The sequence below is a fragment of the ANME-2 cluster archaeon genome, from assembly GCA_014237145.1.
GTDB lineage: Archaea > Halobacteriota > Methanosarcinia > Methanosarcinales > Methanocomedenaceae > Methanocomedens_A.
Window position 1 is genome coordinate 78,411 of record JAAXOC010000065.1, and the last position, 24,169, is coordinate 102,579.

Genomic DNA, 24,169 nt, shown 5'->3' on the forward strand with positions numbered 1-24,169 from the left:
GAACAAAGGCTGCAGGACTGTCAAGGATATGTTAGACCAGATCAGATGGAAAAGCCTTTGTTCTGTTTGATGCCTGGGGATTGTTAGATATTCTAAAGTGTAATATTTCAGTTATTCGTTAAGTTTATTTAACGAATAATGATATTATTCGTTAATTTGTATTAACGAACAAGAAAATTTAAGAAATATTATCTTATACATCCATGTATCGCTCTTGCGCTTGCAGATGCTTCAATTGGAAAGGTCGCAGAGAATCTTGTTCATTTTGCTTCAAAAGCAAATCTTTTCTGGCGTGAGGCAAACAAAGAGGTTGATTTTGTTTTGCAGGATGGTTCCCAGATATTGCCGATAGAGTCCAAGTATTCTTCAAAAATCAGGATGCGTGACCTGAAAGGTCTTCTGAGATTCATGGATCAATTTGGCGTTGATACAGGTTTTGTAATAACGGAAGATTGTGAAGCATTGGAAGTCTATAAAGGTTTCAATATACAGTTTGTGCCACTTTGGAAATATCTTTTAGGTATAACTTCACAAAAAACCATTTGAACTATCCGGTGCAATTATTTGTATGACAACCATGAAATCTTACTATATTTGTAAATAATTCAAATACATGATAAATACAGTGGAAACAGGGGGGTAAATGCAGAACTGTTTCCTCACTGGAATTTATCAAGAAGATGTTGGTAAAAATCCCCCTTAACGCCATCTGCCTGCCTCACTAATCTCTCTACGATAAGTTCAGGTGTGCTCTTAGCCACATAATTATACCTCGGGTTCCGGTCCACGATCAGGTTAAGGTTCTTATCCAGTCCCCGTGCTTCGATGCCGTCAACCCGCACAGGTGCCGATGTATGTTCCATTATATTCTCTGCAAGGTGACTCACGAACACACCGATTGCCCTTGGATTACGGGCAAGGGATTCAAGTATGCCGCCGATTATCCTGGCTGATGCCCCCGGCTCGGTGATGGATTCCAGTTCATCCACAAGTACTGCCATCTTACCCGTTCCCGATACAACAGAGAATTCCCTTATAGTGGACTCAAAAGCACCGGCATCCATTGTACCACCGGATTTACCGAAATAATACATCTCATCCACTAACCCAACAACTGCAGCTTCGGCAGGCACAGGAAATCCCATATGGGACAGTATCATGGTCTGGGTGATAAGGTCCAGTGTGGATGTCTTGCCGCCCGAGTTAACCCCGCTAAGTACGGCCACCTGTTCAGGTGAATAACCATCTCTGTCGTAATTTCGTTTTGTGTCTCCAAGTGAATAATTGACAGGCTCTACATTGCCTGAAAGAAACAGGTTTATGCCGCTCTTGATATCAATTCCCGCCTCATCGACTATCTGCGGGGTAACAAGCCCCCTGTCCATTGCAAAGAGCCCGATAGCGAACCACATATCCAGTTCCATGGCTTCAGATACAAGCTGGCGGGCAGTATCCTTAAGCTCTGACAGGCTGCGGGCAGTTTCCTTTAGTATCTTCATGTTACGGTTTGCCAGTTCCGCATGGAGGTACTGCCTGAGCTGTTCAACTATCTCCATGTCAGCCTGGATAGTGGTAACGATGTCATCGGAAAAAAGACCATCCAGATACAGTCCTTCTTTAGGATTCAAATCCAGGTCCTCAATAATAACTAAGACCGATTCTTTTATGATCTGCCTATAATGTTCGGCCATCTCCCTGTCCAGCAGGTCCCTGACCTCACCACCTATTGCATCCAGCAAGTCCTTACCTGTCAGGGTAACGGTACTGCTGTTAAGGTATTCCTTGAAACGTGTATCAGCATTTTTTTCGGCAGACTTTATTGTGCCATCCAGTTGTTCCAGAGCCGATTGTATTCTGTCTACATCAGGGTCAAAACCTGTCCTGACCCCACCATCATCTGCCAATCCATCCAGTATAGTCTCAAGACGGCTGACATCGGATCGTTTGATACTGGAAAAGAAACGGCTTTTAGTATCGATGACCAGGTCATAGGCATATGCAGCCGATGTAATAGATGTGAGGTTGCCTGAAAATAAAGTGATCTCCAGTTCAGGGACAACCTCCCACGCTTCCAGTGCCTCCAGGTCTGCATATGTGATATTTGCACTATAAGGCAGGTCCACACCTTCGAGTTTCATTGAGGCCGTAACGTGGTGGTACGCTGCTGTTGCATCTGCAAGTTCCCTGGGTGAGCCTGCCAGTATCACGTCTATTGCGTGTCTAAAACCCGCCAAAGCTTTCTCATATTCATCGTGGTCTGCTGCTACCAGCACCCTGTCCCGTACTTTTTTTAAGGGTGTTCCTTTTATGGGCCTTACACCTTTTAGTGCTTTTTTCAGGTCTACGATACCGTTTTCGACTGCAGCGATCCCGTTGACCATCAGGCATGCTTTAGAAACACCGCTCATTACTGACATGATCTTTTCTTTTTTCGAGGAAGGCAGGGGAAAATAAATATTCAGCTTATCCTTTGCATATGGGGTGCTGGCGTATGAGCGTATGATATCAAGCAGTCCCGTGTAGACACGCCATGCCTCTTTCGTTTTTAGGAAATCATCTGGTGAGAAGTTCTCGTCCCTGAAAATAAATCCCTGTATAAGAGTCACAGCATTCTTCTGTCCAACACCGGGAGCACCTGCAATAGCAGCCACGTCATGCCGCTGAAATGCATCCAGTACAGCATCCTCTGACCCGAAATGCTTAATAAGGCGCATGGCTGTCTTTTCACCTATACCGGGAATCTCCCTGATCTCACTCATTCGTGACATTTTAGTGAGGTTAAACGATATATGGTTTATGTTTCAATCCTTGTTTTGGTGGATGTCGGTTTGCAATGAGAGACTTTTTATTATTTAGCATGAAAGTACCCTTGGGTTCTTTCATCTTTTTGTGCATGTTATTCGAAGAATTTCATGTAAGTTTTCTAGAGAAGATTGAGGATCAATACGAAACAGCAGAAAAAATAACGTTGGTGATGGACAATCTGAACACACACGTTCCAGGATCGCTCTATGAGACGTTTCAGTCGGATAAGGCAAAGGCAATATTGGACTGATTCGAGTTTGTATACACTCCAAAGCATGGAAGTTGGTTGAATATGGCTGAGATTGAGTTGAACGTGCTCAATGGGCAGTGTTTAAACAGAAGAATCGATGACATTAAGGTTGTCGGGAAAGAGGTACTGGCATGGCAAAAATACAGAAATAATAAAAATGCGAAAGTTAATTGGCAATTTACAACTGAGGATGCAAGGATTAAGTTATCTAGACTTTATCCGACACTTGATGATTGACTTGACACTAGATTCATAAAAAAAAGAAACACAATTGTATAAACTAATCATTGAAGTGTTGAGAATTACGACCAACAAATAGCAGAAATTTTGGAGGCATGTAGCCATACGATAGGGATTTTAATTTTTGGGTGGGAAACTTGGGTTATAATTCAAAAGACCAGAAGGAAATAAAAAGTCTCCTAAACAAAAACACAAAAAGTAACTGATATACTTCCTCCCGTATGTCAAAGACCTAAAAAACGAAACCAAAAAATTGATAGTAATATGAGTAGTTGATTTGTCTATGATAGAGGTGGAGGCAAAGCTGAAGATAGACAGTATAGATCACAAAGAGGAGCGGATAAAAGAACTTAAAGGGGAATATAAAGGAGAAAAAACCGAGATAGATCTTTATTTTGGTTATCCGAATTCGCAGATTTTAAGTGGCGGGGCTGCTCTTCGGGTCAGGGATGCTAATGGGAAGTACAGGTTAACGTACAAGGGACCTAAAAAAGATGATAAGACAACGAGCAGGGAAGAAATTGAGATACGGATAGAATCTGCCAGTGAAATGATAAAAATACTCGATGAACTTGGTTTTTATGAGCTGTGTCAAGTGAAGAAACTCAGGAAAACATATAATCTTAAAGATTTGGTAATCACACTGGATAACGTGGATGGACTGGGGAAATTCATAGAAGTTGAAGGTAAAGCAAACAATGCTGAGGAGTTTAAGGAGCAGAAGGATGAGATATTCAAGCTTATTAAAAAACTCGGACTCTCAACAGATGAAATAAGCCAGAGGTCATATCTGGAGATGCTCCTTGATGTGAAAGAGGAATCAAACAATATTTCAGGAGAATATGATATCTTATGAGTAAAAGTGATGATGGAATTGAACAGGTCGTTGCCACGGAAGAAGAATTAAGACTGCTTGATGATCCATCACTCTTCATTAACAGGGAATTGAGCTGGATAAAACTGAATGAGCGGATACTTGAGGAAGTAAATGACAGGGCACACCCGCTTTTGGAGCGGATTAAGTTCCTTGCGATTTGTGGTAGTGGTCTCGATGAATTTTTTATGGTGCGGGTTTCGGGTTTGAGGCGACAGGCGTTAAAAGGTGCTCTTAAAGCACCACCTGATGGCATGACACCATACGAACAGCTTGCTGCCATAAGAATAGAGGTTAAAAAGCTTCTGAAGAGATACTCAAAATGCTGGAATGAAGAGATACTCCCGGATTTATTAAATGCTGGTATCGTAATTAAAAAGGTTGAAGATCTTGATAAGGATCAACGCAATTATGTCAGGGATTATTTCGATAATACTATCTTTCCGACCCTTACGCCTCTTGCTATGGATTTTGCACATCCCTTCCCTTTCATCTCAAACATCAGCTTAAACCTTGCCGTAATCGTCAGTGATCTTAAGAACGGTGAGAAGTATGCCCGGATTAAGATACCAACTGATCTCTTTCCAAGACTGGTTGAGATACCAGGCAGAAGAAAAAAACCCAAAAATGAAATTAAATTAGAAAAAGAGATAAATCTTGTTTTTATTGAAGATATCATTGCGTCAGAGATTACTAAATTATTTCCAGGCTTAAAAGTTGTTGCCACCTGCCCGTTCAGGATGACCAGGAATGCAGAGATAAAGATAACAGATGATTTTGCATCAGATCTTCTAACTGCAATGGAGTTGGGCATAGAGTCAAGAAGGACAGGTTTTCCTGTGAGACTGGAGATCGATGGATCGATGCCTGATAAATTAAAGAAACTCTTTATTCGCAATTTCATGCTTACTGACGATCTTGTGTATAAGGTTAATCTGCCACTATCTAGTGTTGATTTCTGGCAGTTTCTTGACATAGATAGACCTGATCTTAAGGATGTACCTTTCATGCCATACACCCCACCTGCTTTTTATGAGGGGAGGGATATCTTTTCTGTGATAGAAAAGCGGGACTGGGTCTTTTATCACCCTTATGATAGCTTCAATACGATAGTGAACCCACTTAAGCAGGCAGCAGAAGATCCGGATGTTTTAGCAATCAAGACCACGATGTACAGGGTTGGTAAAAAATCACCGGTCATAGCTGCCCTCTTACATGCAAGAAAGAAGGGTAAAGCCGTAACAGTACTCGTGGAGTTGAAGGCAAAATTCGATGAGGAGAAAAATATTGGTTGGGCGAAGGTTCTTGAGGATGCTGGTGTGCATGTGATTTATGGGCTTGAGGATCTCAAGGTACATGCAAAGATACTTCTTATCGTTCGAAAGCATAGTGGGAAAATCGTGCATTATTCGCTTGTAAGTGCTGGTAACTTCAATGCTGTCACGTCAACAACTTATGCGGATATCGTTTACCTTACCGCAAGTCCCGAAATCGGAGCAGAACTTGCAGAGGTCTTTAACCTGCTCACAGGATATTCGAAGAAGGATGATTATAAACATCTCGTGGTTGCTCCGGCGACGCTTCGAAGAGAGATTATTGATCGTATCAACCGGGAGATACATGCTCATGAACAGACAGGAGACGGATACATAGCCCTCAAATTAAACGGTCTTGTTGATAAGGGTATAATTCAGGCGCTCTATAGGGCGTCGATGGCTGGTGTGATAATCAATCTCAACGTTCGGGGTCTGTGCGCATTGAGACCGGGTGTAAAAGGCGTAAGTGAAAATATAACCGTAACCTCGATACTCGGGCGATTTCTTGAACATTCAAGGGTCTACTACTTCAGGAACGGTGGAGCTGATGAGGTGTTGATAGGTAGTGCGGACATGATGCCAAGAAACCTCAATAAAAGGGTTGAAGTACTCCTTATTGTCCCGGACCCGGAACTCAAAGAGATAATAATCGAGTACATGTTAAATATTCATCTGAAAGATAACGTAAAAGCAAGGAGACTTTTATCTGATGGTACTTATGAACGTATAATACCGGGCCCTGATGATGAACGTATAGACTCGCAGAAATGGCTGATAGAACACCGGGGAATCTGGCATGGTGACACATGATTCCTGATTTTTGAAAAGGAGTAATGGGAATGGAGAAAAGTATAACTTTTACGCTGCTTGAAGACCAGGATCACCAAGACCTGATCCGTACAATATCAGAATCATACCAGTTTGCTCATGACCCGCCCTCCACTGTGCAAGAGAGCTATTTTGATTCCTTTGACTGGCTCCTCTATAACGGGAATCTCGTTCTCTTGAAGCAGGATGGTACATTTTGCTTAAAGGACCTGGAATCCTCTAAAGTGATTGCAGAGTGCCCATGGGAGCATAAGGACGTAGCACAGTTCTGGTGGGACTTTCCTGATTGCGAGATAGCGGCGTTGCTTAAGACGTGCTTGGATGTCAGGGCACTTCTGCCGTTTTTAGAAATTGAGAAGAGGAGCGAAAAACTCCATATCCTGAACAAAGATGAAAAAACGGTACTGTGGGTCTATCTCGACGAGATCAATAAAAGCACAGACGTCCCCATTCAGGAAACCATCCGTACTATCACGCTTGCGCCAGTCCGTGGCTACTGGAAGGAGTTTCGTGATTTTCATCAGTTTATTGAGGGGATTAAAGTAGCTGAGCCCTGTGAGAATTTATTTAACATGATGCTCAAGCTGACCCAAAGAAAACCAGGGGATTACAGCTCTAAAATGAAGGTCGCCCTCACAAGAGACATGAACGGGAGTGTGGCTACAAGGAAGATCCTCCTCTACCTGCTAAACATCATGACACAGAACGAGGAAGGGGTTATCAGTGATATGGACACCGAGTTTCTCCATGATTTCCGGGTCTCCGGGCGCAGGACGCGCTCTGCCATAAGCCAGATAAAAGACGTGTTCCCTCTGGAAAAACTTGATCGGTTCAAACAGGATTTCAGGGAGCTTGGCCAGTCTTCAAACAAACTAAGAGACCTGGATGTGTACCTGCACACGAAGGAGGAGTACCTCGCCATGCTACCCGAAGATCTCAGACCGGGACTCAACCCTTTTTTTATATATCTGGAAAAACAGCGGGAAAAAGAGCTAAAAGGATTTACTGAAGTGCTCTGCTCAGGTTTTTACAGGCAGCTTGTCACCGATTGGGAAGCATTCCTCGTTTATAATGAGGATTACGAAAGGATGCCTGCAAACGCGGAAAAACCTGTGATAACACTTGCAAGAGAGTTCATCAGGAGGCGGTACACAAAGATCATGAAGGACGGGGAAAAGATAGACAATAATTCACCTGACGAAAAACTTCATAACCTGCGGATACAGTGCAAGAAACTGCGTTATCTCATGGAGTTCTTCGCATCCCTGTTCCCCTCTGATGAGATTGCACTTCTGACAAAACAACTGAAGCGATTCCAGGACAACTTAGGAGAGTTCAACGACCTCTCGATGCAGCAGGATACATTAAAAGAGTACCTTGATACGATCGACCCCAAATCAGATCAGAATATGCTCATTGCGGCTGCCATCGGTGGACTGATCATGAACCTGAATACAAGACAGCAGCATGTACGGGCTGAGTTTTCAGATCAGTTCAGGCATTTTGGCCAAAAGAAGAACAGTTTGCTCTTTAAACAACTCTTCAAAGATGGTGACAGGACGACCGCAAAAAAGGAAGTGATATCATGACGAATTTGGCATTCTACAGTATAAAAGGTGGTGTCGGGAAAACGGCCGCAGCGGTTAACCTTGCATACCTTTCGTCCAGTGACGGGTACAAGACATTGCTCTGCGACCTGGACCCGCAAGGTTCGGCGTCATACTACTTCAGGGTGCGAACGCCCAAAAAGTTCAATTCCGAAAAACTGTTAGAAGGCGGTAAAAAGGTTGATAGAACCATTCGCGGAAGTGATTACGCAAATCTGGATATCCTCCCTGCTGATTTTTCATACCGGTTGCTCGATATCGCACTCAGCAACAGGAAACGCTCTATAAAATGGCTCAAAGAGGTGTTAACACCATTCGAAGATGAATACGATAATATATTCCTGGACTGTCCGCCAAACATCACCCTGCTCTCTGAGAACGTCTTTTTTGCCGCAGACTATATCATCCTCCCGTTTGTCCCAACCACCCTTTCCAGGCTCACTTATGATAATCTGCTGAAATTCTTCAATAAATCCAAACTCGACCAATCCGGGATCGTCGCGTTCTTCTCAATGGTGGAACAACAGAAAACGATACATAAGGAGATCATCAGGGAGATGGAAGTAGACAAGCATTTCCTGAAAAGCCAGGTTCCATATGCCGCTGACATCGAGAAGATGGGAATTCACCGCCAGCCGGTTGCATGCACGCAAGCCCGCTCAAAAGCTGCAGCATCTTTTGTGGAACTCTGGAATGAGCTGAAAGAGATTATCAGCAGGGAATAAAAGTGAAAGGGAGGAGAATCATGAATTACGAGTGGGAACATGTATAAGGTGATCAATCCTTTGATCATATCTGCCAAAGATCATCCTGAAATCGCGATAATTTCAGATGTACACGCCAACCTCCATGCCTTAAATGCAGTAATGGAGGATGCGAAAAGTCGTGGCGTAGAATGTTTTTTAAATGCAGGGGACTTTCTTGGATATGGGGCATTTCCTGAGGAGGTGGTTTTGAAGCTATCATCAGAGAATGTCCTTAGCATTATCGGTAACTACGATTTGAAAGTGCTGAAAAAAAGAAAAGAGAAAAAACGAGCGCATATCAAGAATGAAAAGCAGATAGCCTTTGATTACGCAGGCAAAAACCTTTCAGGATCTTCTGTCAGTTATCTTCGCTCACTTGATCGTGAGATGAGGATCTGTACAGGTGACAAAAGTATCTTGATGGTGCATGGAAGCCCTGAATCAATCGATGAGCACATCACACCCGACACAACCGACGAAAGGATGAGCGAGCTTGCTTTAATTGCCGATGCAGACGTTGTCATCATGGGGCATTCGCATCTTCAGTTCAAACGAACAATAAATGGTGTTACGTTCATAAACCCCGGGAGTGTTGGAAGACCAGATGATGGTGATAATAGGGCTAATTATGCCATCATGGATATAAGCTCTCTTTCCATTAATCTTATTAAGGTTGATTATGATGTAGAGAGTGCAGCGGATTCGATACGAGATAGGGGACTTCCGGAGAACTTTGCACAGATGTTTCTCCGTGGTGTTTCGCTGGATGCCGTCATTGAAGATGAGGATAGGATAAAAGAGAGGGGAAAGAAATTGGGGTATAAAAAGAGATCAGGTAAGATACGGGAGATTGCCCTGAAGTATAATTCTGATCCTGAGCATTCTGATACTGTTAGAAAGTTGTCACTTGAGCTCTTTGATAAAATGGGAGATATGCATCTTCTGGGTCAAGAGGAACGCTACTGGCTGGGGTGTGCCGCAATTCTCCATGATATCGGGTGGTCACAGGGTCCGAAAGGACATCACAAATCCTCACTGAGATTGATACTGAACGACCAGGAATTTCCGTTCACATCAGATGAGAGATACCTCATAGGCAGTATTGCGCGATACCACAGAAAAGCACATCCAAAGAACAGCCATTTTCATTTTGCAGCCATGAGCCAGGACAACAAACAGAAAGTCAGGATTCTCGCATCAATCTTAAGGATCGCTGATGGTATGGATGCTTCGCATTCGTCAGTCGTTACGAACATTGATCTGAAGATAGACTCCAATAGCGTTATGCTGAAATGTTTTGTCTCAAACGATACAAGTCTTGAGCAAAAGTCGATCCCCAGGAAGAAAGACCTGTTTGAAAGCACTGTTGGGAAAAAACTTATCGTAAAATGGATTTAGAAGAATTGAGACCAGACGACCGGGTCCTTGCTTTCATTGATCCTGGAACAAACTCGATACACATGTCAGTTGTGAGGATCAAGGCAAATCAGGCGTACGCCATTTTGCGGGAAGGGAGGAGATCGTCAGGCTGGGTGATCATGTCTTTAGCAGGGACAATCTGCAGATTTAAGCTATTAGTATCCACTTCAAATCTAAGGGTAATTTAAAAATTATTAGACAGGATTAACAGGATCGACAGGATATACCGCAATGTCAACATCCTGTAAATCCTGTAAATCCGGTCAAAATACCATGCTTTTTGAAGTTGATACAGCTATTAAAATATCTGGAACCCAGGATAGCATAATTAGCACTTCTATCACAATCATCCCGGCAATTCGATCGGTTTTAACAGATTATCTTCCATGTGTTTGAGTTCATCAATACCCGAAATCACGATCTCCGGATCTGTCTCGAGTTTACTTTCATGAACCTTACCTTCGTAATCCAGGTTATATAGTATATATTTGATACAGTTGAGTCTCGCTTTTTTCTTGTTGTCGGATCGGATAATTGTCCAGGGAACAATGGTTCGGTTTGTTTCACTAAGCATCTGGAATTTTTTTATAGTGTACTGATCCCACATTTCCTGTGCCATCTCATCAACACGGGAGACCTTGTAGTGCTTTAGCGGATCGATCTTTCTTGCATCAAATCGTCTTACCTGTTCATCTTTAGAGACTGAGAAATAAAACTTGAATAGAAAAATTCCATCTTTTACAAGCAATTGTTCGAAGAGAGGAACATCCTTTAAGAAGCGTTTATTCTGCTCATCGGTGCAGAATTCCATCACAGGTTCAACCATTGCCCGGTTGTACCAGCTGCGATCAAACAATACAATCTCTCCTGCTGATGGTAGATGCTGGACGTATCGTTGAAAATACCATTGAGTTTGTTCCCTGTCGCTGGGCTTTTCGAGGGCCACAACCCGCATACCCCGTGGATTCATATGTTCGGTAAATCTCTTTATCGTGCCCCCTTTCCCGGCAGCATCCCGTCCTTCAAACAATACCAGAATGCGCAGTCCATGAGTCTTGACATGGTTTTGCACCTTTATAAGTTCGGTCTGCAGATTGCGCAGTTCTTTTTCATATTCAAGGGTACTCTTTTTTACCCATACACTAACTCTGTTATTCTTTTGCACCATGTCAATATTTTTGATGGCAGTATATTCAGCTAATTTCACTTTTAATTCAGATTTTTCATTGTTGTTCTTTATTGTCATCTTTTACCCCCTTAAGTATGTAGCCATGTGATAAACACTTATACTTGCCATATTTTCTCCTGTTCTTTTTCATTATATTCATTTCCTTATTTCAGGGGATTACGATCTCCAGATACAGATTATAATCCAACGTCCACCTTCTGCCTATGTATTTTACTGTATTGAGGATTATTTAAAATGTTTCCAGTTGGGCCAAAGAATTGTTATTATTTCCTGATCGACATTTAAGTATTTCCCAAACTATATAAACAAATATGGTATTTCCAGAACAAATCAAAAAGTCTCATTTGGAAAGGCGTAAACTTTAAATAGTGTTACTCTACTAATTTTCCGTTGTTTGTGGGTGTACTCCATCAGGGCACACATTTTCTTGCATATTATTGGGATGATTTTCTACAGATATTTGGAATGGAAATGTAACATCCTTGAGCCTTAAACGACTTGTGGAGGAGTCTGGGGGGAATTCGTCCTGCCCTTGTGCAGGGGAAGACAGATGTCAAGGTTGATTTGGTGGTTGAGAAGATGGATGCAAAATAAGACAGGTTGCTCTCTTTGATGGATTAGGGGATATTTATGGGAAAGTAGGTAAATCGGTTGCTTGCGGATTAATGTTTTAATCAGGACTACACAAATTGGTTTGCTTGTTATTGTTTTTAGTGGATCTTTAAAACTCAAGTTTAATATCCGTCTTCTTTTGGGCTTTTTTTTATCTGTGCTACTTTCAGCAGCCGATGTTTTTTATTTAGCAGTAGCCTTTTTTATTGTTGTTTTTTTCTTAGCTGCTGTCTTTTTTGGCTTTGTTTTCGTGTCAGTAGCAGTCTTTTCAGAAGTGTTTATCTCCTTGTTTGTCTTTTCCTTCTCAGCGGCAGCCGTCCTGGCCGTCGTTTTCTTTTCAGCGGCAGTCGCCCTGGTTGTCGTTTTCTTCTCAGCAGCAGTAGTTCTTGTTGTCGGTTTCTTCTCAGCAGCAGTAGTTCTTGTTGTCGGTTTCTTTTTAGCAGGAGTGGTCCTTGTTGTTGTTTTCTTCTTAGCAGGAGCAGTCCTTGTTGTCGTTTTCTTCTTAACAGGAGTGGTCCTTGTTGTCGTTTTCTTCTTAGCAGGAGCAGTCCTTGTTGTCGTTTTCTTTTTTACAGGCACGGGTTTTATAATATCGCCCAGTCTAATGGCGGTTGTCATTCTTTTTGCCGGGATGTCATAACTAACAGCCTCTGGTGCCCCGGCCCCCATCCCGATTCCTGATCCGGTTGCAATGGTTTCTTCTACTGCTTTACCAGGGCCCGTTTCATCTGCCTTTATCTTATCAGAAGTAGATTTCGTCTTCTTTGGTACGGTAGGCTCTGGCACCATATCCAGCAGACCACCTGTTTTGTATTCCTCTTCCATCTCATCCCTGGTAATTAACACGCCATTGGCAGCCCGCATAGCCCCGTCCACCCTGGCTTCCTCGTGGATAATGATCTTACCGCCATTGATCTCACCCAGGATATGTGAGTCTTTATTGATATGCACATCACCCCTGGTCACAAGGTTTCCGTGTATGGTATTACCTTCACCAATGACTATCTCATTGGTAGTCTTGATACTGCCGAACAGGGTATTATTGTTCCCCATCACAATTGAGGAAGCCCTGATATTCCCCATCATCCGGCAGCCACTGCCAATAACAGCTTTATCAGGAACCTTAATTGATTCAAGGTCGATCTTCGAACCGCTGGGAATGATAAGTAGTTTATCTTCCTCTAGGTCATCACTTTCATCGGAAAACAGATTTTTCAGGGCATTATCAACTTCTTCGTCTTTCCCCATCCGAATTAATTCTGTCAGGTACAGGAAAATGTAAATGATCACCGGGATGGGATTCCTGACAACTATCCAGCCTCTGGCTTCATAGCCTCCGTTTATTTTTACATCCTTGCCAATATCCAGGTCTTTGCCTACGATCAGTTTTCCAACTATATTGACAAATTCACCGATATATGCATCATTCTTGGTCCTGACATCACCATTCACCTGGGACCACATATCGATCCTTACTTCTTCGGTCCCTATGACATTCCCATTGATCCTGACCCTTTCCCCGGCAATGACCGAATCAGCAATAATGCCAAAACCCATAACGGTATGGTTGCCTATAATGGCTCCTCCGGTAGTAACAATGGAATGTTCTTCCATTATAGTATTATCGGGAATGGTAAACGTTTTCAACAAATCTTCCATTTACGTTTAACTCCGGAATGATTTGTTTATTCAACATCAAGAGAATATAAAGCGTTTTGGTTTCTTTCCTGCTGTTTACCAGAATATATACTATCTTAAAAACCAGTTATTTCGACAGAAGATTTATCAGAATCTTCGATTGAAGATTTATCAGAATCTTCGATTGAAGATTTATCAGAATCTTCGATTGAAGATTTATCAGAATCTTCGATTGAAGATTTATCAGAATCTTCGATTGAAGATTTATCATCAGAATCTTCGATTGAAGATTTATCAGAATCTTCGATTGAAGATTTATCAGAATCTTCGATTGAAGATTTATCAGAATCTTCGATTGAAGATTTATCAAAATCTTTGATTGAAGATTTATCTGAATCAATCCGTGTGCAGCCAGTACACAGGAAAACCCTGCGCATGGGCATACCGGATCTTCTGCGCCGTACCCGAATACACATCGAAATCTACATCCGCTCCACATTCACATCCACAACGACGAAGAGTTCAGGGAGCCAAAAAATTGGGGACCAGTTTTTACTCGGGCACAGTATCCATTCTCAAATATACTACTCCGTAAGTATAATTTGGAACTGTATATGACTGCCACAGAGCTCACAGAGAGCACAGAGAAAGGAGTTTGGGGCGGAAAAAGCATCTCGGTGTTCTCTGTGCTCTCTGTGGCAGAAAGTCACAAAAAACATATACGGTTTAGTATAATCCTGAACAGCTCATATTGGGATAATACATTTTCATTGATTTTTTGTGTATCTTACTCTTCTTCTTCATCATTCATTCTTTCATCTTTTAGCGAATAATATCCAGAATAATGAAAATATCAGCACAACAAAAATGATTGCCCCGATTATTTCAGGCAGGTTATTTTCTTGATCAGATGTGACTTGAATACCGGATTTTCCTTGAGCCAATTCTATAGGAGGGATCTCATCCTCATAGGGTTTTGTTTCCTTTTCTTCTCCATTACCCGGTCTTATCACCCTGACCACGTGATGTGATGTGTCAAGTGTACTGGTAACAGTAGATTTTAAGATGAATCCTCCACTTTTAACCGGTGTCATCGGCATTGACAGTCCTGAGAGATCACAGGGAATTGAATAATAGATCCGGGTAAAGAACACGGGAACGCTTGAATAATTATACAAAAAGCTATCATGCCAGGATTCTCCGGGCTGCAGATTTACATTCAGGCTGTAGTTTTTGATCATCACAGATCCATTCAACTGAGGGTCGGACAGGTAGACCTCTACCCCATACAACGAATAATTGAACTCAGTTTCATCACACACCCTGACCCCGACCCTCCATATGTCGATTGTGATTTGTTCCTTCTCAAGGGTAAAATTGGTAGTTGTGACAGCCGATAATGACAGGGCTGTGGACGCCGAATATGAAGGAACACTGAAGACCAGGTTCGAAGATGGTATCAGTATATCGGATGTGGGGGTAGTATAGAAAGTAACCTGTACCTGTTCACTGGTACCAGGGAGGATGGTAAAACCTGCCCATGACAGGTTATTGCTTACCACACTTGCAGCACCGGTCGTGGCTGAGAGATTAAAGAAGGTCAGTCCTGGGGGGAACGTCTTCTCGAACAGGACGATGCTTACATTTTCGCTTCCTGAATTATTGATGGAGACATTAAAAACAATAGTCTGGTTAACTTCATGGTCCAGGATTTCCGGGGTGAAGGTCTCAAATACTGAAAGGGGGATCGTGATCATGGAACTATCAATCTGGTAAGATACCACCTGGGTTATATTGGGACCGATGGAATTGATGTGGATACTGGCAGGCGTGATACTTCCCGTGAAATCAATATTAACATCTGACACCGTCAGGTTCAATGAGGGATTAGTAATAAAGAGAGATCCTGTGGCATTAATCAATGTATGAGAACCATCCGAATAGAAGATGAGCCCGTTAATATATTCAGTGGAATTGAGCTGGAGATCCAGGGGTATTGCTGATACTTGAGATGTACAGAGGAGAGTTATTGACGTAATAAGAAGCAACTGGGATAATGTTACATTCCCTCTCATACTGGATCCACCCCCACAGTGAAAACATCGCTGATCCTGTACAGACCGGTCCCGACCAGGTTGTAGGCTATTGTCCTGCTCTCCCCGGCGGTCATGTTCATGGTCCAGTAGTACCTGTTGGTCTGGGAGCCGTTATAATCGGGCACGGGATTGACAATGCTGAAATTGGCCGGGACCAGGTCATAGATGTTGACATTGGTCTGGTTGAAGTTCACCAGGCTTGTCAGGTTCAGGGTGATAGAATAATTGTCTGCAAAACCGGGTGTTATGCACTTGCTGGCTGAAAAGCTCATGTAGTTGATGGTCTGCACGGTAATGCAGTGGGAAGATGTGATAACTTTGTTCCAGTTGTCATCATACACAACCGTGGAATCCAGTATCATCAGGTCTGTTGGCAGGTCCGGGGGCGGAGTGATGGCGATCTCATATGAGAACAATGTGCCGTTGTGTATTGCCGACTTGTTGGGGCTGCCCAGGTTGAATTCCAGGGTATTGTTGGATGTATGGTAGGTATAGCTGCCCGGTGCATTGAGGGTGACGGATGAATTGTTCAGGCTCACATATGTCGGCAGTTCATCATATATCCTCAGGTCATATACCAGCATGCCCGAATCCACGGTGCCGGTCACTGTCAGGTTGGAGGTGCCGCCATTTCTGATATCAGGGTAATTGAGGCTGTGATCGAATTGTGGGGTGACCACGCTGAACAGTACCGAATCCAGGGCCAGCCGCATCTCAGGGATGGTCATCTGCTTTTTGCCCACCAGGGCTGAGGTCACACCACCGTAGGAATTTGATACCACAAAGGCATAATTATCCTCAGAGGCACCCGATATACAGTCCATGTATGCCCCATTGTTCACTCCCTGGTCCCACATGACCCCGAACCCGTCATTGATCCCTGATTCCGATACTCCGGCCAGGGCCAGGGTGTTGGTACGCCAGTTATTGTCATGTTCGAAGGCATCGAAGGGCAGCGGGTTCTCGAACACTAAAGTCCCGTAGGTCTGGCCCAGAGGATGGTCTGCTGAACTGTTCAATACCGAATATTGCTGTTTGTTGGGGTAATCGTCCTCCTCATAGGTGGCTGTGGTTGTGGTCAGCCAGGACGTGCGGGTGTTCATGGTGACACCCTTGCCCTGCAGGTGCACGTGGCCGGTCTTGTTCACGAACAGGTCAAGTTGGGAGAACAGGTCGTCCCCCACAGGGAAGAAGGCCGTGTCCCAGAAATCATCATCGTCAAGGAACACCCAGTCATACACCTTGCGCTTGGAACAGTTTACCGATGCGTTGGTCAGCAGGTCGCCGCTGCGTATCTGAGCCAGGGTAAGGGCGTTCATGTTCATACCCGCAGTTGGGGATGCGGGGAATAGGGTGGTGTCCCAGATGTAGTCAATGAATGTATTATCGGTCTGCCGAACAGCGATCCGGGCCGGACGGTCCAGGATATAATCATCCCTGGTCTCTATATATAGCGTCTGGTTAAGCTCGTGCACCACCACATCATTGTATCGGCCGGTATCAGATCGGATCTGCTGGATGGTGTTGTATGCCTCGTTAAAGAAGGTGCTGGTATCGGGGTCCCGGATGAGGAACGGACCCGATGAATAGTTCCTGTTTGCTATAGTACCTGTGGTGTTGGAAGCGTCATCATCGGTGGTAGCATTGAAATCAAATCCATCGTAGGCTTTGTCGTGCAGTATCACCCAGTCCACCCATGTATCGTTGGCCAGCAGCCAGTGGACCAGGCCGTAGGCTGATACCTGGGAGGGATAGTTCCCGCCGGCGGCACCGACATCCTGCTGGGAACCCATGGGTATGACCAGGGTGCCAGGCGCAAAACTGGTATAGATGGGCAGGGTAAGGGTATCGGTATCTATACCGGTGATGCCGTTAGGTGTAGTGGCCAGGGCATAGAACTGGTAATCACTCCCAGCCTGGGTAGTACTGAAGTTGCACCGGTAGATGCCCGGGCTACTCTCCACCATAGAGACCACATAGATCGTGTGGTTTGGGACGGTCACGTTAATGCTGTCCAGGGCACCGCTGAGATTGGTATAATTGCTATAGGTCACATAAGTCCGGATATAGATAATGTCATTGATGTTAAAATCCCTGGTCTGGGTGGTATAGCTGCTGTCCGAATAAAAGCTGAAATTAACCCTCAGGAATTCCACCATGAAATTGGAAGTGGAGGAATTCCAGTTGTCTGATGTGTCGTTTGCATATATGGTTACATTATACAGGCCAGCAATGGGCGGCGTGTAGTTATAGTACCACAAATTGCCGCCGTTCTTTGTCATGGAGAGATTGCCGGTGGAGGTGCTGTTGGGGAGAATGATGTTGATATAAGTCGTATTAACATCCAGGTTGTCAGTTACATTTGCAGTGATATTGACTGGATTATTAGCTGCTTGTGGGTCAGGAGTTACAGAAATATTTTCAATGACGGGTTTGGCAGTGTCCCGGACAGTAAAATTTGCTGTTGTAGGTGCTGCATTACTTCCGGCAGAATCAGTGGCATAAACGGTATAATAATATATTCCAGGTTTGAGATCGCTTGTGTTATAGTCATATTCCCATGTATTTTCTGTTGCATAAATGTAGTCAAAATTATCCTTGGGGTCGGTGCCACTTCCCATCCCTTCCCCAAGCCATATCGCATCTGTTGGCGTTGAAATATTAGCTAAAGTGATATTATGCCATTCACCGCCTTTCGAAACAACTGTGAATGTGCCGATAGGATTTGACCCGGAGGTATCGGACAGATCATAGATTCCAATAATACGACCCTGGTTTTTTTTGGCATATATTCTTAAGACGCTGCCGTTTACTAATTTGTTAGAAAAGTTTAGGTAGAACCTTCTATTGGAGTCCTTTAAATTAGCAGGGTAATATGTTTCATCCTTGGTGAAAACCTGTGGTCTATTAACACCACGATGGATGGCAGATAACAGGTAAAGATCTGTTATTTTAACAAGACTATAATTCGTTCCTTCAATATCTACCCAGACAGAACTGACAGTAAAATCATCTATGACATTTGCCCGAATAGTAATGTTATTCCCATTCTCAACGGGATCAGGGATATCAGAAATTGAATTAATTACCGGTGGTCCGTCACCTGTAAAATTACCTGTGTAAGAGTTCCAGTTGTCTGATGTGTCGTTGGCATAGATGGTTACATTGTACAGGCCAGCAATGGGCGGCGTGTAGTTATAGTACCACAAATCGCCGCCGTTCTTTGTCATTGAGAGATTGCCTGTGGAGGTGCTGTTGGGGAGGGTGATGTTGATGTAGACAGTACTGACGCCAATGTTATCTATGATATTTGCTGTAATATTTACCAGTGTATTGATTACCTGCGGATCAGGATTCGATAAAATATTGGTTATGACCGGTTGTTCTGTATCAGGGTCGGACACCACAACCATCCAATCCTTACTCATGTCAGATCCAGCGTCATATACCAGTTCGGTGTTGAAGAAATACTTGGTGCTAGGCATTGTCCGCCGGGGGCTGAATATGGTATATGTGCGGGACACATTATTTTCCACATCGCCCGCATCCCATGTGATGGTGTTATTTTCAGTATCCACTGTCCCGCCATTTGAATCTTTTATTGTCCATCCGTCGGGGTAATATTCAACGAGCGATGTATTGATTACTGGTGATAAGACCGTGGCAGTCACTGTTACCTGAATATCTGCCAGCGGCGGCACCTTATGCTGCACGGTCCTGGGTCCTGACAGCAGCCTTGAGAATTCTACACCGGCATCCTGGAGTGCTGTTAACAACTCGACAGGAGCTGTTACATTGAATGCAGCCTTTACATGGTCAGCCGGGTTCTCGGTCTCAGCCTCTGCCCAATATTCACCCAGGATGATGTGTTTATCAAGGCTGTACATTCCTGAATATATACCACACTTGCCAGAAACTTTGACTGAAGTAAAGATTCCCAGCGGGTCCATCACCCATACTATAGGTGTAACCTGTCCCGATACCACACGAATATCCACATTCTGGCCTGCTTCATATAGCACCTGTGACGTGGTAATAGACAGGTTTTCAGCAGGGTGGAAATGTACTTCAAAACCTGTGGTAATAGTACCTGTAATGTTCTCATCGTCAACGGCTGTGATGGTCAGGGTCTTATACCCCGTAGTAATAGCAGAATAGTTAAGGAAAAAATCACCGGCTTTGGCGTAACTGTTGATCATCTCATCATTAATAGTAACATCCAGAGAAGCATTTACTCCATTCCCACTTTCTGCATCCACCACTTCACCTGGGAGAGATACATTACCCAATGGATATGTTTCATTAATATCCGGATGAATGGATAATGAACGTATTTTAAACATGCTACTATCTGAAAAACCCTCCCCGAATACCTGCACTGTGTAGGTTCCTAGTATAACACCCTGTTGAGGGCTGTATTCTGCCAGATAACCCAAGTCCGATGGGGTCAGGACCAGCGGGTTCTGGCTTCCATATGGATCTATCACTGATGCAGTGATATTTGAAGTATGATTGATGGTGATATGCACCGTTTCTCCTGGATTATAAGCGGATTTGTTCGTGGACACATTACTTACATCCGGGAGTGCTGAACTCCCCCACAATAAGAACAATACCACTAGGAGGACTGCGTATGCTTTGGGGAGTTTCCAATTATCCTGCCCCAATCGTTTTCACCCCTGTATCATTTTTCCGGTTTCCAATGACGGTAAGACCATACTACAGCTGCGGCCAGGATAAATATCCATAATAACAAAGACCACCGTATGGGTGATGTGGGCAGCGGGATCCTGCTATATTCGAATTTCAACAGCCACGGATCTGTTCCCAGGGATTCCTTTGACCATGAGACCAGATCCTGCGAGGTACTTTTCCTTGCGCTTGAATAGGTGACATGGCTGCCAGTGGGCAGGTCAAGATCGATGTGTGCATTGTTGATGGGAATATTGGCAGCCATTGGATAGTAACCCCGGGTGAACAGAATGCCGGGGTCTGCAAAATCAAGATAGTCATATTCCAACACCACGGTCTGGCTTTCGCCGGGAGATATGGGGAACCAGAGCCCGTATCGTATGGTTGTACTTTTATCGGTCTGGGTCACCTGCACGTCAGTGATACGGCTGGTACCAAAGCTGACTACCACATTTTCCACATCTACAGAACGATCCTTCTTTCCTGGAAGAGGGATAAACAACAGTTTGTTTTGTGACGAACATATAAGGGTTTTGTCTACATATCCGGGAACAATAGATTTAGTAATTACGTTTTTTATTGTAATTGTCTCCTTAATGTGAGCCTTGTCCTTATCCAATGTTATTGAAACATTGTAATGATCGTACACCTCTACTACTGTTTGACCTGAACTGCTTCCGATTATCCAGCTCAAAATCAGCAATGTCCAAATTATCCTGAAACTTAAGCCCATCATTTTCCCTTTTTTTAAAATGAAAATATTAAGCGTTCTCATTCATCTTAATTTAATTCATTATTTATAATTACACTTTTTTTATCTCATATAACATTAATCATTATTTATGGATTATGATAAGGTACTTACCAATCCCTCCTTAAATCCATTGGTAACTTATTCACTACATCTTTGAAAATCAAGTCTAATAATTTTGTCCCAAGACCGTAATCACCATAAAATATATATATAAAAGTAACTAAACATAATTCAATTAATTTTGAATATATTGAAATATATATAAAAATAACCAAACATAATCTAGTTAATTTAAAATATATTAAAATAGAAGTATAAAATTAACTGGATTCAAATTCGTTGATTTTGAATATAAAAGCAATAATCATAAAAAGAGTAAATTGGTTTTAAAGGCAGGATATGTATATGAATAAAAGTTATTTAATGACGATTGTGTTGATGCTGGTTCTATTATCCATTGTACCGGTATCTGCAACTGATGTACTGGACATTGAAGTTACTGAATACATCAGTGTGGCAGATACCTATAATGGGACTATGGCCAATGGCCCAGTTAGTGGTACCGGTCAGATCAACATCACCAATACATTGAGCAGTACTACACTATATGATATTTCAATAAATTTCAATTCCGGGACCACATCTCCTGCTACCTGGAGCACTACATCGACCGACACCAATGTGACCGTTCAGGGAAGCAATGTGATCGTTCATATCAATTATCTGGATGCAGGTAGTTCTGTGCTTGTCAATTATAGTCTGTCTTCAGCATCAAGACCTATCATTTTCTCAGAATCCTATACTTCAAATATGATCATGGTAAATGATTCAACCAATGCAACCCTGACATTGACCCGCAATACCACTGCAGATATTACCGGCATTACATTGATCAAAACCGCAGCCAACATAAACAGCAACGGTGCATATGATTTCAATTTCTCAAATGACAATCCCGATCTGGGTTCATCGGTTATAACCAACAACAATGCCACCATCACGTGGACCATTGCAGAATTGAACAGCTCAAATCCGAACGCCACGTTATATTTTACCATCAGTGAAAGCGATCCTGATGCACATAACAGTTCCACGCCCCAATCATCCCAGGAATTCGATGTAGGAAATGCAAGTCTCGCATTTACCATTTCCAATACCACCATTTCAGGAAGCGGGATAACATTGAACGAGGATCCGACAGCCACAACGCTTGGTTTCAGGATCAACCTGCAGAAGAACCAGCTCGGTACCAGTGAGAACGGGACCGGAGGAGATGATTGGGGATTCACTCCTGAAATACTGAATATTGATACTGAAAATATTAATTACACTATTTCATTGGTCACTGTGTATGTCACCAATGATACAAACCTGAACCTGAGTGCGGCATTCGACAGCCAGACGTATACTCCCGGTGAAATATCGAATTCAGTGAACAATCCCTGGAGTGCATCGGAATGGAAGATTTATGATTTCCCTGATCCGGTACCAGTGGGCTGGATAGATGTTGATCTTTCGGCGAACCTTACCGGTGCCGGCGGTCAGATCAGCAAGTTGTATCTTACCACTAACGATTCATATGTACTGCGGGAAAAAATCTTTGTGATCAACGGCTACCTGATCGAGGTACGTAAGATAATTACCAAGAATGCCACCGCTGATTACTATGACATCTCGCTGTGGATACATAACAAAGGTAACCTGAAGACCCCACCAACGGTCATTGTCTATGATATCATCCCGACCAACTTTACCAGTGTATATTGGGGTACGGCATATGACGGCAGCCAGGCAGTGGTCACACCCATCCAGGGCATGGCATACTGGTGGAATGTCAGCACCCTGGAAGCGGACGGTATCCCGGGCAATCAGACCTACATTAACTATACGATCAATGGTGTGGGCATATACCATATGACCGATCTGTTCATTGTTGGTATTGATCCTACCTACTCTCTGACCATGCAGTGCACGCCATTGCTGTCCATCTCAAACAAGCTGGTGATGGGCGCTAACATAGAACCCCTGCTTTGTATCATAACAATTTGTGTGCTGCTATTTGGCTATATGTGTAAAAGAAAAAACGGTAAGGGGAGTTAAATAACTCCCACATTTTTTGTTTGAATTTACCAGGAACCTGATTTCTCAGCTGATCACTCTTCCCTGCCAATCCTGAAAAATAAAAAAAATGAATGAAGCTCCCTACAGCAGAGCTGTTGGGTATAACGATTAAGATCACCACATACAGGACAATGTGGGTTCTTTCGAAACTTAATTTCATCAAAGGTCATGTGAAGTGCGTCACAATAAATCTATGAAATCAATTTAATTTTTGTGTCAATAAAATTAGACAGCCACGTGTTAACATTCTCATCCGACAAGTCATTAAACTCATCCGCACAAGCTGTCCCAAAACCAATTTGCATTATACAAATAAACTTGATGCCAGATTAGTGACAACCTTCTTGAATCAATTCGCGGGTATCCGCGTCATTCGCGAGATTTGTGTTCCATATCCTAATTTTTCTCTCAACCGATGACGGGTAAGCGCACAATTTATACTTCTGATTGCTATATGCGTAGAATGCAAAACCCCATCGATCATCACCAAAATATCGAAGTCGACATAGATGGACAAGAATATTTTGTCCTGGAATGGTTTTAGATGGACCTGTGGGACGGGAAATAAGGCGTACATGAGATTAATAAGAACATTTACGTTATTTCCCGATAATTTTAGGTTGATGCAGTCTCAACCTGCAAATCTTGAAGAGAAGACCAAACGGTATATGGTTATGCTGGAAGGGGCACTGAAAGACGTCAAGACTTCAGCAGGAGAAGGGTCATATCTCAAGAAGATAGCTGATGATTATCTTGAGATGGCCAGGTCTTATTACAATGACGGTGTCCATTTCATAAAGAGTGAAGATCAGGTCAATGCCCTGGTATGTTTCAGTTATGGTCATGCATGGCTGGATGCCGGCGTACGATTGGGAGTATTTACAGTAAAAAATCCCGAATTGTTTGCCATTTAGGATTTCAAAGATAAAACATTGCAAAACAGATGATAAAAGTTGAAAGAATATGTGAGGATTGATTGTTG

Annotated in this window: 14 protein-coding genes and 2 pseudogenes; 9 read left to right on the top strand and 7 right to left on the bottom strand. The window is 43.1% G+C overall.

The features are described 5' to 3' along the window. Nucleotides 1-321: 321 nt before the first annotated feature. The gene (locus tag HF974_08665) at nucleotides 322-546 is read left to right on the top strand and encodes a hypothetical protein (GenBank protein MBC2698387.1); all 225 of its coding nucleotides are present in this window, start codon (nucleotides 322-324) and stop codon (nucleotides 544-546) included. Nucleotides 547-659: 113 nt separating this feature from the next. On the opposite strand, the gene HF974_08670 is transcribed toward HF974_08665, so the two are convergent. Next, the gene (locus HF974_08670; protein MBC2698388.1) at nucleotides 660-2,759 is read right to left on the bottom strand and encodes a hypothetical protein; all 2,100 of its coding nucleotides are present in this window, start codon (nucleotides 2,757-2,759) and stop codon (nucleotides 660-662) included. A gap of 161 nt (nucleotides 2,760-2,920) precedes the next feature. On the opposite strand from HF974_08670, the pseudogene HF974_08675 reads away from it, so the two are divergent. The 6 genes and pseudogenes from HF974_08675 (at nucleotide 2,921) to HF974_08700 (ending at nucleotide 10,064) form a co-directional block, all read left to right on the top strand. Beyond that, a pseudogene (locus tag HF974_08675) lies at nucleotides 2,921-3,292 on the top strand (IS630 family transposase). A gap of 286 nt (nucleotides 3,293-3,578) precedes the next feature. After that, nucleotides 3,579-4,151, top strand: coding sequence for a class IV adenylate cyclase (cyaB, locus tag HF974_08680; protein ID MBC2698389.1), 573 nt, complete (start codon nucleotides 3,579-3,581; stop codon nucleotides 4,149-4,151). Further along, nucleotides 4,148-6,295: a polyphosphate kinase 1 gene (gene ppk1 / locus HF974_08685; protein MBC2698390.1), complete on the top strand. Its 2,148-nt coding sequence runs from the start codon at nucleotides 4,148-4,150 to the stop codon at nucleotides 6,293-6,295. Before cyaB ends, ppk1 begins: the two co-directional genes overlap by 4 nt. Nucleotides 6,296-6,324: 29 nt before the next feature. Beyond that, complete coding sequence (locus HF974_08690; GenBank protein MBC2698391.1) at nucleotides 6,325-7,902, top strand: CHAD domain-containing protein; 1,578 nt, start codon at nucleotides 6,325-6,327, stop codon at nucleotides 7,900-7,902. Next, nucleotides 7,899-8,645 (top strand): AAA family ATPase, encoded by a 747-nt coding sequence (locus tag HF974_08695; protein ID MBC2698392.1) that lies wholly within the window; start codon nucleotides 7,899-7,901, stop codon nucleotides 8,643-8,645. Before HF974_08690 ends, HF974_08695 begins: the two co-directional genes overlap by 4 nt. Nucleotides 8,646-8,684: 39 nt before the next feature. Continuing rightward, entirely contained in the window at nucleotides 8,685-10,064 is a 1,380-nt protein-coding gene (locus HF974_08700) for a YfcE family phosphodiesterase (protein ID MBC2698393.1), read from the top strand. Between the two features lie 367 nt (nucleotides 10,065-10,431). Here the strand turns inward: HF974_08700 and ppk2 are convergent, their stop codons facing one another. The 6 genes and pseudogenes from ppk2 to HF974_08730 form a co-directional block, all read right to left on the bottom strand. After that, nucleotides 10,432-11,331, bottom strand: a complete 900-nt coding sequence (gene ppk2, locus HF974_08705; protein MBC2698394.1) for a polyphosphate kinase 2 — start codon at nucleotides 11,329-11,331, stop codon at nucleotides 10,432-10,434. Between the two features lie 1,380 nt (nucleotides 11,332-12,711). Next, a pseudogene (locus HF974_08710) lies at nucleotides 12,712-13,500 on the bottom strand (acyltransferase). Nucleotides 13,501-13,640: 140 nt separating this feature from the next. Further along, nucleotides 13,641-14,000, bottom strand: coding sequence for a hypothetical protein (locus HF974_08715; GenBank protein ID MBC2698395.1), 360 nt, complete (start codon nucleotides 13,998-14,000; stop codon nucleotides 13,641-13,643). Between the two features lie 339 nt (nucleotides 14,001-14,339). Beyond that, entirely contained in the window at nucleotides 14,340-15,599 is a 1,260-nt protein-coding gene (locus HF974_08720; GenBank protein ID MBC2698396.1) for a hypothetical protein, read from the bottom strand. Further along, nucleotides 15,596-20,239 (bottom strand): hypothetical protein, encoded by a 4,644-nt coding sequence (locus tag HF974_08725; protein MBC2698397.1) that lies wholly within the window; start codon nucleotides 20,237-20,239, stop codon nucleotides 15,596-15,598. Before HF974_08725 ends, HF974_08720 begins: the two co-directional genes overlap by 4 nt. A gap of 65 nt (nucleotides 20,240-20,304) precedes the next feature. Continuing rightward, nucleotides 20,305-21,087 (bottom strand): hypothetical protein, encoded by a 783-nt coding sequence (locus HF974_08730; protein ID MBC2698398.1) that lies wholly within the window; start codon nucleotides 21,085-21,087, stop codon nucleotides 20,305-20,307. 384 nt (nucleotides 21,088-21,471) lie between these two features. On the opposite strand from HF974_08730, the gene HF974_08735 reads away from it, so the two are divergent. Both HF974_08735 and HF974_08740 read left to right on the top strand, forming a co-directional pair. Further along, the gene (locus HF974_08735) at nucleotides 21,472-23,166 is read left to right on the top strand and encodes a hypothetical protein (protein MBC2698399.1); all 1,695 of its coding nucleotides are present in this window, start codon (nucleotides 21,472-21,474) and stop codon (nucleotides 23,164-23,166) included. A gap of 644 nt (nucleotides 23,167-23,810) precedes the next feature. Then, nucleotides 23,811-24,101, top strand: coding sequence for a DUF357 domain-containing protein (locus tag HF974_08740; GenBank protein MBC2698400.1), 291 nt, complete (start codon nucleotides 23,811-23,813; stop codon nucleotides 24,099-24,101). Nucleotides 24,102-24,169: the final 68 nt, after the last annotated feature.